This window comes from Psychrobacter sp. (genome assembly GCF_041554015.1).
In the GTDB taxonomy this organism is placed as follows: domain Bacteria; phylum Pseudomonadota; class Gammaproteobacteria; order Pseudomonadales; family Moraxellaceae; genus Psychrobacter.
The window spans coordinates 1-11,927 of record NZ_JBFFMS010000050.1; the positions used below are offsets into that span (position 1 = coordinate 1).

General features: G+C 43.2%; 8 protein-coding genes and 1 tRNA gene. 8 read left to right on the plus strand and 1 reads right to left on the minus strand.

From position 1 onward, the window contains the following. Together ABYU67_RS10930 and ABYU67_RS10935 are read left to right on the plus strand one after the other, a co-directional pair. The coding region (locus ABYU67_RS10930; RefSeq protein ID WP_372845119.1) for a pteridine reductase at positions 1–699 on the plus strand (699 nt) is incomplete at its 5' end. Positions 700–781: 82 nt separating this feature from the next. Next, positions 782–858, plus strand: a tRNA-Ile gene (locus tag ABYU67_RS10935). A 123-nt stretch (positions 859–981) separates the two neighbouring features. Here ABYU67_RS10935 and ABYU67_RS10940 read toward each other — a convergent pair. After that, positions 982–2,664 (minus strand): NAD-dependent malic enzyme, encoded by a 1,683-nt coding sequence (locus tag ABYU67_RS10940; protein ID WP_372845121.1) that lies wholly within the window; start codon positions 2,662–2,664, stop codon positions 982–984. A gap of 974 nt (positions 2,665–3,638) precedes the next feature. Between ABYU67_RS10940 and bhcA the strand changes: the two genes are divergently transcribed. The 6 genes from bhcA to ABYU67_RS10970 all read left to right on the plus strand — a co-directional run. After that, a complete protein-coding gene (gene bhcA / locus ABYU67_RS10945; protein WP_372845123.1) occupies positions 3,639–4,814 on the plus strand; it encodes an L-aspartate--glyoxylate aminotransferase BhcA in 1,176 nt (391 codons plus the stop codon). Between the two features lie 64 nt (positions 4,815–4,878). Continuing rightward, a complete protein-coding gene (gene bhcB, locus ABYU67_RS10950) occupies positions 4,879–5,859 on the plus strand; it encodes a beta-hydroxyaspartate dehydratase BhcB (RefSeq protein ID WP_372845125.1) in 981 nt (326 codons plus the stop codon). A gap of 112 nt (positions 5,860–5,971) precedes the next feature. Continuing rightward, positions 5,972–7,123: a 3-hydroxy-D-aspartate aldolase BhcC gene (gene bhcC / locus ABYU67_RS10955; protein WP_372845127.1), complete on the plus strand. Its 1,152-nt coding sequence runs from the start codon at positions 5,972–5,974 to the stop codon at positions 7,121–7,123. Between the two features lie 143 nt (positions 7,124–7,266). Next, positions 7,267–8,268: an iminosuccinate reductase BhcD gene (gene bhcD, locus ABYU67_RS10960; protein ID WP_372845129.1), complete on the plus strand. Its 1,002-nt coding sequence runs from the start codon at positions 7,267–7,269 to the stop codon at positions 8,266–8,268. A 343-nt stretch (positions 8,269–8,611) separates the two neighbouring features. Then, the gene (locus tag ABYU67_RS10965; protein ID WP_372845131.1) at positions 8,612–10,780 is read left to right on the plus strand and encodes an FAD-dependent oxidoreductase; all 2,169 of its coding nucleotides are present in this window, start codon (positions 8,612–8,614) and stop codon (positions 10,778–10,780) included. 359 nt (positions 10,781–11,139) lie between these two features. Beyond that, positions 11,140–11,927: sterol desaturase family protein (locus ABYU67_RS10970; protein ID WP_372845133.1), on the plus strand; the 788-nt coding region annotated here is incomplete at its 3' end.

Sequence of the window (11,927 nt, forward strand, 5' to 3'; positions counted from 1 at the left end):
CATAAGCAAGGCTATCGCGTTATTATTCATTGTCATCATAGTGAGCAAGAGGCCCATGAATTAGCAGACGAGCTAAATGATAATTGCCCTCATAGCGCCGTGGTTATTGTTGCAGATTTGGCAGTGGTAAATCAGGCTGATACTCTTGAGCATCTGACCCAAACCATCATGCAGGCATTTGGGCAACTAGACGTACTGGTACATAATGCTTCTCGCTTTTATCCCACTCCCCTTGGCAGTATTATTCATGACCAATGGGATGAGCTGCTCCTTACCAATGCAAAAGCGCCATTACTATTAAGCCAAGCGCTATATCCTTATCTAAAAAATCAGCAAGGCTGTATTATTAGTTTGCTTGATATCCATGCGCATGATAAACCCTTTACCAATTATACGGTCTACAATATGGCAAAAGCGGCGCATCGGATGATGGTACAGTCTTTAGCGCTAGATATGGCGCCTAATGTACGCGTTAATGGGGTTGCCCCTGGGGTCAATATTTTACCCGATGCAGATAGCGATCAAGCGCTTGATAGCGAGCAGCAAAATAAGATTATAAGCTCTATCCCTATGCAGCGCATAGGTGTCCCTGCTGACATTGCCCATAGTGTGATTTATTTGGCACATGCCAGTTATGTGACGGGTGAGATAATAACGGTAGATGGGGGACGTAGTTTGACGCTGGCTGGTGGTCATTAATCATAATTCATCAAATAGTATGCGCTATCTGCTAATTTTTACTTGAAAATATATAAAAATCAGGTATCATTGTGCGTCTAAAGGGCCCATAGCTCAGTTGGTTAGAGCAGAGGACTCATAATCCTTTGGTCGTAGGTTCAAGTCCTACTGGGCCCACCAAATTCAAACCCTTACAGTCATTGACTTGTAAGGGTTTTTTATTGTCTAAAATAAAGGCAATAAAAAACCGAATGCTACTTTTAATCGTAGCATTCGGCTCTTTTATCTGTATTGTCTACATGATTAAAAAGAAGTGCGGCGATAGTCACGGTATTTAGGCAACCAAAAATTCGCTTTTAATCGACGTCCTAAATTCTCTGCTGTTACCGGCAATGCCAACTTATCTTCAATCGCCTGCAAAGCCACTGCATAGGCTATTTTTTCACTGATTTCTCTAATGAACTGAATAGGCGGCAATATGGCACCAGGTACTTTTTCGTATTCCATTGAGATATCTGCAAGTGCTTGGCTTGCCGCCATTAGCATGTTATCGCTGATGCCCGTCGCCCGTGCTGCTAATACCCCTAAGCCGATACCTGGGAATATATAGCTGTTATTACACTGCGAAACCTCGTAAGACTGACCTTCAAAAATGGTATTAGGAAAAGGACTACCTGTTGCAACAATGGCCTTACCACGACTCCAGTTAGTCACTTCTTGCGGTGTTGCTTCAACACGAGACGTAGGATTCGACAGCGGCAATACGATTGGATGTTCAGTATTAGCACATAAGGCTTCGACGACCTCTTGCGTAAAGAGACCTTTTTGTCCGCTTACGCCAAACAAGACAGTGATTTTTGCTTGCTTGACCACTTGTGCTAAGCCAAGTTTTTGACTCTTATCCCAATGTTCGATATCTGCTTCTTTTTGCACTAGCGGCGTTTGGAATTTTTGGAGCTCTGTCATGCTATCAGTGAGCAAGCCATAGCGATCAACCATAAATACCTGTTTACGAGCTTGTTCTTCTGTTAGCCCTTCACGCTGCATTTGACGAATAATATGTTCGGCGATACCGCAGCCAGCTGAGCCTGCACCCAAAAATGCTATTGTCTGTTGGCTGAGCTTCTGACCTTTATTTAGGCAAGCGGCAATCAAGGTACCGACTGAAACAGCAGCCGTTCCTTGAATATCATCATTAAAACAGCAGAGCTGATCACGGTACTTATTCAATAATGGGGTTGCGTTTTCTTGTGCAAAATCTTCGAACTGTAATAACACTTCAGGCCAACGACGCTTGACGGCTTGAATAAATAAGTCAACAAATTCATTATATTCATCGCCCGAGATGCGCGGGTTTCTCCAGCCCATATACATAGGGTCGTCAAGTAATTGCTGATTATTGGTCCCAACATCCAACAAAATAGGCAAGCAGTAGGCTGGACTAATGCCGCCACAAGCAGTATATAAAGCCAACTTACCAATAGGTATCCCCATACCGCCAATACCTTGATCCCCCAAGCCCAAAATACGCTCACCATCGGTGACAACAATTACTTTTACTTTTTGTTTGGTGGCGTTTTGTAGCATGTCATCGATTTTATGACGTTCAGGATAAGAGATGAACAAACCACGTTTGCGGCGATAAATTTGAGAGAATTTTTCACAAGCTAGCCCAACGGTTGGGGTATAAATAAGCGGCATCACTTCTTCAATATGCTGCTCAATCAGATGATGAAAAAGCGTCTCATTGGTATCTTGTATATTGCGTAAGTAAATATGTTTATCGATAGCAGTGGTAAATGAGCGCAGTTGATGATAAGCGCGTAAGGATTGCTCTTCGATCGTCTCGATATTATGAGGCAATAAACCCGTTAAATTAAAGCTATCACGCTCCTCTGAGGAAAAAGCGCTGCCCTTGTTTAATAAAGGCGTTTCTAATAATGCAGGACCTGCAAAGGGGATATATAACGGACGTTGGTTTAACATAATAAAATCTTCTTATTAAAAGTATAAGGTGGTACAAAATTAATGGGGTAAATATTTTTGTCGACTCATGAAATAATAGAAATTATTTACATCTCTGTCTTGCTGTAACTGACTTAAATTCGAGCAAGCCCGCACCCTTAAAGGTTTGATATCTACAATAAACACAATGCGTTTTATAAACCCTCGACATTGATAATGAGTGGTTTTTATCGTGTTTTCTTAATTGAATAAGTTGTTTTTAGCAAGTTAGAAGTTGAGCGATGCTGAAGAAACTATAAAGACACACTTAGCAAACCAACCACTGAAAGCGGCGTTTACCACGACCAAAAATTGCAGAGATATAGTACAAAATGTAAAGCAGAAACCACCCAAAAAATCATTTAAGGGCGATTGCCAAGCTTAGTCATCAAGAGTAGTAGCGAGCCAAATATTATCCAACTGATATAACCAAAACCATCAAGGCAAAATGATCGGCAAAGAACCCTATTATACTGAAGTTATGGCCGCTCTTGAAGACATCATACGACTGAAATAGCAATTATGAGCTGTGTCTGTCAAAGACTAAAAGAGCAAATAAGACTAATGTTGGATGTTTATGCAAATAGTCATTGCAAAACAGTCACGGTAATAGTCTTGAGAAGTCTAGCACAAAGGTTATTTAAAAACACCTTGTTACAACTTAATATTAGTGCTATATTTTAAGCAGTTGATGAGTATCTACACTTTTCAACCAAAACCTCTTATTTTATCCTTCGTAAAAATCGTTACCGCAAGAACACCATAAAAAGAACGCAGTAAGTAGTTAAGTGACCAATCACCTGCAACTCCTTTCTTTGACATGGTTAATTTTTTAAATCTCAAAAACATAAAAACCACACTGTATGAGTCAGGAAGACTCTTGCATTACATTCGCATGAACCCCTGCTTATACTATTATCGTGCCCCTTAATATGCACTTACAAGGATGTAAAATCATGTCACTACAAAACCCAATTTTTATTCCTGGCCCTACCAATATCCCTGACAGATTACGTCGCGCGATGAATGTGCCGACGCAAGATCACCGTGCGCCTGATTTCTCAGACACCTTCCTACCGGTGCTTGCTGATTGCAAAAAAGTATTCGGTACTCAAGATGGCGAGATTATCCTATTTACCTCTAGCGGCACCGGCGGCTGGGAAGCTGCTATTAGCAATACTCTTTCACCTGGCGATAAAGTCCTAATCGCACGCTACGGTATGTTCTCTCATCGCTGGATTGATATGTGTCAGCGCCACGGACTCGATGTGCAAGTTGTTGAGTGTCCTTGGGGTACAGGCGCACCTGCTGACCAATTCCAGAAAATCCTAAGTGAAGACACTGCACACGAAATCAAAGCTGTCATGGTCACCCATAACGAAACCGCAACAGGTGTGTTAAGTGACATTGGTGCGGTTCGTACAGCCATGGATAGCAGTGACCACCCTGCTTTATTATTCGTAGATGGTGTTAGCTCAATTGCTTGTGTGCCTTTTGAGATGGATGCTTGGGGCGTAGACGTTGCGGTTGCTGGCTCACAAAAAGGTTTTATGCTGGCAACGGGTATGGCAATACTAGGCATCAGTCAAAAAGCCTTGAGTCATATGGAAGAAGCAAAGCTGCCGCGTACCTATTTTGCTTTTCGTGATATGTTAAATGCCAATGCCAACGGCGGCTTTCCTTATACACCCCCATTAAACCTCATCTACGGTCTACGAGAAAGTCTTGAGATGTTGTTTGACGAAGGTCTTGAGAATGTCTACGCCCGTCATTACCGTTTAGCTGAAGGCGTACGCCAAGCCGTTAGCGCATGGGGTATGAAACTCTGTGCAAAAACGCCTGACCTGTATTCTCATACCGTCAGCGCCATCTTCGTTCCTGAAGGCTTTGACAGTAATAAGCTGACCGATCATGCTTTTAATAAATACGGTATCTCTTTTGGCATCGGTTTGGGCGAGATGAATGGTAAAGCATTTAGAATCGGTCATTTAGGATCATTGACTGAAGTTATGGTGCTAGCAGGGCTTGCAACGATTGAGATGGCGATGGTTGATTTGGACTACCCTATCAAACTGGGTCAAGGCGTTGCTGCTGCGCAAGAATATTATCGCAACAGTGCACCAGCAAAATAAAAGCTATTAGATATCTAGCCATTAAACAACAAGACATTAAACAAAAGATAAAGGATTATTTTTTATGATCACAAACGAAGACGGATTAGTGATTCCAACCCTTGATGATATGTTGGAGGCGCATGAGCGCATCAAACCCTATATCCATCGCACCCCTGTTTTGACCTCGCGCTTTTTAAATGAGCTGGCAGGCTGTGAGATGTTCTTTAAATGTGAGAACTTCCAAAAAGCCGGTGCTTTTAAAGTACGCGGCGCATCGAACGCAGTATTTGGTCTGTCTGACAAAGCCGCAAAAAATGGCGTCTGTACCCACAGCTCAGGTAACCATGCCTTATCTTTATCTTATGCAGCAGGCCAGCGTGGTATACCTTGTAATGTAGTGATGCCGCATAGTGCGCCAGAAGCCAAAAAAGCAGCTGTTCGTGGTTATGGCGGCATCATTACTGAATGCGAGCCATCAACCACGTCACGTGAAGAAGTCTTTGCAAAAGTTCAAGCTGAAACCGGCGGCGACTTTGTCCATCCGTACAATGACCCACGTGTCATCGCCGGACAAGCGACTTGCTCACGTGAATTTTTAGAGCAAATGGAAGAGATTGGCGAGAAACCTGACATGGTAGTTGCTCCTATTGGCGGCGGCGGTATGATTTCAGGGACGTGCTTGACGCTATCGAACTTAGCACCTGATGTCAAAATCTATGCTGCAGAGCCAGTAAATGCTGATGATGCGGCGCGCTCTTTTAAAGCCGGTTATATTATCGCTGATGATGCACCAAGCACGATTGCTGATGGTCTAAAAGTGCCGCTTAAAGATTTGACTTGGCATTTTGTTAGCAATTATGTGACTGATATCTTGACCGCGACCGAAGAAGAAATCGTTGAAGCGATGAAGCTGACTTGGACGCATATGAAAATTATCATTGAGCCAAGTTGTGCTGTACCGCTTGCTGTAATCCTAAAGAACAAGGACGTTTTTGCTGGTAAAAAGGTTGGCGTCATCATCACTGGTGGTAACGTTGATCTAGACAAGTTGCCTTGGAACTAACTGTCCGCAGCTAAGCATCATTTGTATGACAATTAAGCGTTAACTCAGCGCAAGTAATGCGCAAGTTTAAACGGTTTTTTATACCATGAACCAACAACAAGGAAGACTTAAAATGATTACTGAAGAATTAGAAGTAGGCTACAACGTACCAGCCACTGTTGGTATGGACGAAGCTGATATTCAAACCCCATGTTTGATCTTAGACTTGGACGCTCTTGAGCGTAATATCAAAAAAATGGGCGATTACGCCAAAGCGCATAATATGCGCCATCGTAGCCACGGTAAAATGCATAAGTCAGTTGACGTCCAAGAGCTACAAGAAGAGCTTGGCGGCGCGGTTGGCGTTTGCTGTCAAAAGGTTTCTGAAGCGGAGGTCTTTGTACGTGGCGGCATCAAAGACGTATTGGTATCAAACCAAGTCCGTAATCCAGCTAAGATTGAGCGCTTAGCCAATTTACCTAAGATGGGCACAAACATCACCGTCTGTGTCGATGATGTCGATAACGTCGCTGAATTATCAGCTGCGGCAACCAAAGCAGGCACTGAACTGAACTGCTATATCGAAATCGACTGCGGTGCTGGACGCTGCGGTGTCACTACCACTGAAGCAGTAGTTGAGATTGCCAAAGCCATTGCTGCCGCTGAAAATCTAAACTTCACTGGTATCCAAGCTTATCAAGGTGCGATGCAGCACATGGATAGCTTTAGCGATCGTAAAGCCAAAACCCAAATCGCTATCGATCAAGTACAAGAAGCTATCGATGCACTCACTGAAATCGGCCTTAAGCCAGAATTTGTATCAGGCGGCGGTACGGGTAGCTATTACTTTGAAAGTAATTCAGGTGTTTTTAACGAATTACAATGTGGTTCTTACGCGTTTATGGACGCCGACTACGGTCGTATCTTAGATGAAGACGGCAACCGTATCGATGCTGGCGAGTGGGAAAATGCCTTATTTATCCTAACCTCTGTGATGAGCCATGCTAAGCCTGACAAAGCCATCGTTGATGCGGGCCTAAAAGCTCAGTCTGTCGATAGTGGCCTACCATTCATCTATGGTCGTGATGATGTTGAATATGTCAAATGTTCAGACGAGCATGGCGTAGTCAGCGATCCAAATGGCGTCCTTAAAATCAATGAAAAACTAAAGCTGGTACCGGGTCATTGTGACCCTACGTGTAACGTTCATGATTTTTATATTGGTGTGCGTAACGGTAAAGTTGAAACCGTATGGCCAGTATCGGCACGCGGTAAAATGTACTAAGAACTGTATTAGGAGCTATATTAAGAACTATAAGCTAAATTCGTATCAGTTTATTTTAGATGGGCTGTTGTAGCTTTAGCCTACAGCAGCCCATCTTTTATTTAAAGATATTTAAAGTGTTGCATAATAAAAAGGAATTTATCATGAGCGAAGCAAATAATGTGAATAGTAACGAAGGCTTATTGATCGTATCAGAAGATGCTTGCAAGTCAGTGATTGATCGCCCCTCTGCTTTTAGCGCCGTTGAAAATGTGTTTGCCTCCATGTCACGAGGCGACGCCTATAACTTCCCTGTTATCCGTGAAGCCATTGGCTATGCTGATGCATTATACGGCTTTAAATCAGGTTTTGACCGTGCTGGTAAATCGCTAGGTCTCAAGTCAGGTGGCTACTGGCCAGGTAATGCAGCGAAAGGTTTAACCAACCATCAATCAACCATTTTCTTATTCAATCCAGATAATGGTAAATTGCGCGCCCTAGTCGGTGGTAACTATTTGACTGCTGTACGTACTGCCGCTGCTTCAGCCGTATCAATCGCCCATCTAGCACGTAAAGACAGTAAAGTACTGGGTATGGTCGGCGCCGGTCATCAGTCTACTTTTCAGCTGCGAGCTGCTCTTGAACAACGCAATTTTGAAAAGGTAGTCGCTTGGAATAAAAATAAAGAGCGTCTTAAAAACTTACAAGCTGTCGCTGAGGAATTAGGCGTACCATTTGAAACCGTTGAGCGTGAGCAGTTATGTAGCGAGGCGGATGTGATTATTACCATTACTTCAGCGTTTGAGCCACTACTGATGAAAGCGTGGATCAAGCCGGGCACCCATATCGCCTGTATGGGCACCGATACCGTTGGTAAGCAAGAAGTTGATGCTGACCTTTTAGCGTCTACCACCGTATTTACCGATGAAGTCGCGCAATCCATCAGCATTGGTGAAGCCCAGCACGCGATTAAATCTGGCGCTATCAAAGAAAGTGATATTACCACGCTTGGTGATGTTATCAATGGCGAACATCCGGGTCGCAGCTCAGATAATGAGATTACCCTGTTTGATGGTACGGGTGTTGGTTTACAAGATTTAGCAGTAGCCTCTGCTGCCGCGAAGCTCGCCCTTGAAAAAGGCGAAGCTCAGCACATCTCGTTATAACCCTCTTCACCACCATTATTATGATGAGGATACTAGTCACTGTATTTTACAACCGCCAAGTAAGGAATTTATTTGGCGGTTTTTTATCATATCAATAGAAGTAAAAAACGACTCTCATACCCTTCTTCTATTCACCTTAAGACTTGTCTCAAATCCTCCCAAATATTATATTTGAACAATCACTCAATAAAGATTACAATGCATAAATATCATATTTTGAGCAATCGTTCAATATATAGTCATACTCATAATGAAAAACTGGCTTATAGTAAGAAGACAGCACTAGCATTTGCTAAGCGACTCTTTCCTACCTGATGTTTTATAGTATTTATCTGGACAATCCATGATTAAAAAAATATTTTTGATATTAGCGGTCTTGGTTGGGGTCATTAGCTTTTTTTATTTTGACCTTAATGAGTTATTAACACTTGAGGGCTTAAAAGGCTCAATGGATCAATTCGAGCACTATAAAACACAGTCGCCATGGCTAGTCATCGGCGGGTTTTTTCTAGTCTACGTCTTAGTCACGGCATTATCCTTACCCGGTGCCGTTATTTTAACCTTAGCAGCCGGTGCTTTATTTGGTTTAGTACAAGGTATCCTAATCGTCTCATTTGCCTCCAGTATCGGTGCTACATTGGCCTTTTTGACTTCGCGTTATTTGTTGCGCGATACCATCAAACAGCGTTTTCCTGAACGTCTTGCCGCTATCGATGCAGGGATAAAAAAAGAAGGCGGCTTTTACTTATTTACGTTACGTCTGGTGCCTATATTCCCATTTTTTCTTATCAACTTACTGATGGGGCTAACGGCTATCAAAGCACGAACCTTTTATTGGGTCAGCCAAATCGGTATGCTTGCTGGCACCTTTGTCTTTGTGAATGCCGGTACGCAATTGGCACAAATCGAGCAGTTATCTGGCATTTTGTCCTTTAATCTACTGGCTTCATTTGCGTTATTAGGGTTATTTCCGCTGATAGCGAAAGGCATATTAACAATAATAAAAAAACGCCGTGTCTATAAAAACTATCATAAGCCTAAAAGATTTGACCGTAATATGATTGTGATTGGCGCCGGTGCTGGCGGACTTGTTACCAGCTATATTGCCGCAACCGTCAAAGCAAAAGTCACTTTAATTGAAGCAGGTGAGATGGGCGGCGACTGCTTAAACTATGGATGCGTCCCCAGCAAAGCGCTGATAAAAAGTGCAAAAGTGGTTGAGCAGATACATCATGGCGAGCGTTATGGACTCAACAATACCCAGCCGGATTTTGCATTCAAGAACATCATGTCTCGTATCCGTAAAGTCATTGCTGATATCGCCCCAAACGACAGTGTCGAGCGTTATACAGATTTGGGCGTTGAGGTATTAAAAGGCTATGCAAAACTCATTGACCCATGGACGATTGAGATTGCCCTCAATGGTGGCGGCTCTCAGACATTAACTGCACGCTCTATCGTTATCGCGACGGGCGCGCGCCCCTTTGTGCCAGATCTACCGGGTTTAGATGAGACAGGTTATGTAACAAGTGACACTCTCTGGGATAAGTTTGCAAAACTTGATAAAGCGCCGAGCAAGCTGGTCGTACTTGGCGGTGGCCCTATTGGCTGTGAGCTGGCACAGGCTTTTGCTCGTTTAGGCTCTGATGTGACCCAAATTGAAAGAGGTGTGCGTCTGATGAAAAAAGAAGATGTCGAGGTTTCTGTATTTGCGCAAGCAGCACTAACTGAAAGTGGCGTGACTATCTTAACCTCACAGCAAGCTATGCGCTGTGAAACTCGTGACGGCAAAAAATATATTATCATCGCACCAAAAGGCAGCAATAATGACCAACAAGAAACCGCCATTGAATATGATGAGCTGATTTGTGCAGTCGGTCGTAGTGCGCGCCTAGAAGGCTATGGACTTGAAACCTTGGGCATCGATACTAAGCGTACCATCGATACTGATGAATACCTTGAGACCCTTTACCCCAATATTTATGCGGCAGGTGATGTCGTAGGTCCCTATCAATTTACTCATGTGGCTGCCCATCAAGCATGGTACGCTGCAGTCAATGGCTTATTTGGTCATCTTAAAAAATTCAAAGTAGATTATCGGGTGATTCCGTGGACGACGTTTATTGACCCAGAAGTGGCACGAGTGGGCTTAAATGAGCAAGAAGCGACCGATAAAGGTATCGATTTTGAAATCACACGGTATGATTTTAAAGACTTAGATCGGGCGGTGACCGAAAGCGCCAATCATGGCTTTATCAAGGTCATTACGCCAAAGGGCAAAGATAAGATATTGGGTGTGACCATCGTCGCTGACCATGCTGGCGACTTGATGGCTGAGTTTGTATTGGCCATGAAACACAATTTAGGGCTGAATAAGATCCTTGGCACCATTCATATTTATCCAACATGGGCTGAAGCCAATAAGTATGCCGCTGGCGAATGGAAACGCAATCATGCGCCTAAAAAAGCGCTACAGTTGCTTGAGAAATATCATACTTGGCGTCGAGGTTAATTCATGCACCCTACTCGCTTGCCAGCAGCTATGGATATAACCATAATTTGTAGTGGCAATAGAGGATATACACGGGTGAAATTGATATTGGCTAGCATTTTTGCAGCAGCTTGTGCAGTGAGTATTTTGACTCATATATATGGCGACTATCATATAGTGAGTTGAGTATTAAAACGATACAGCGGGACTGGGATGAATGTTACGCAGGCTATGTCAGCTTTGTCGTCATCAGCCGGAGCACGCCAGAAAAATTTATACCAGTGCCGCGTTGCAATATAACGTAACGGTTTTATTGAGAATCGACTATACGCTTAGACGGCTCAAAACCGATAGAAACAAGTCCATTAAGGAGGTCAATAATGGCAAATGAGATATGGTGGCGTTTGGGATTTTTCTTTAGCATCTTGGTCATTATGATGCTTATTGAGCATCGCCATCCCGCTCGTCAATCACCGATTAAGAGTAGCAAACGTTGGTTTGCCAACCTTGGATTGGTATTTGCCTCTTCTTTTATTGCCCGTTTGGCAGTCCCTATCGGGCTGACAACGGTCGCTATATATAATCAAAAACATGGTATCGGTCTATTTAATTTAATTGAGATATCGTATATCACGGCTATTATTTTTAGCCTACTGTTACTTGATATTATTATCTACTGGCAACATCGCCTGTTTCACCGAGTGCCACTTCTTTGGCGCCTACATCGCGTCCATCATGCGGATGCGCATATCGATACCAGTACAGGGCTTAGATTTCATCCTATCGAAATTGTCTTAAGCATATTGCTTAAGCTTATTGTTATTAGTGCGCTTGGTGTCCCTGCAATAGCGGTACTTATATTTGAGATTGCCTTAAATGGGCTGGCGATGTTTAATCATGCCAATATTCGTCTGCCACCGGCGATTGAGCGGCCTTTACGCTTTATTTTAGTCACGCAAATCTTACACCGTATTCATCATAGTCAGCGGGTCAGTGAAACCAATTCCAACTATGGCTTTAGTGTGACTTGGTGGGATTGGCTTTTTGGTAGTTATAAAAGCGAAGCGGCAAAACCTGATCAAGCATTAGATATCGGTCTAAAAGAATATCCCGATCCCAAACAAAATGCCTCGTTATGGGGACTTTTGCTCATGCCATTTAAAAACAA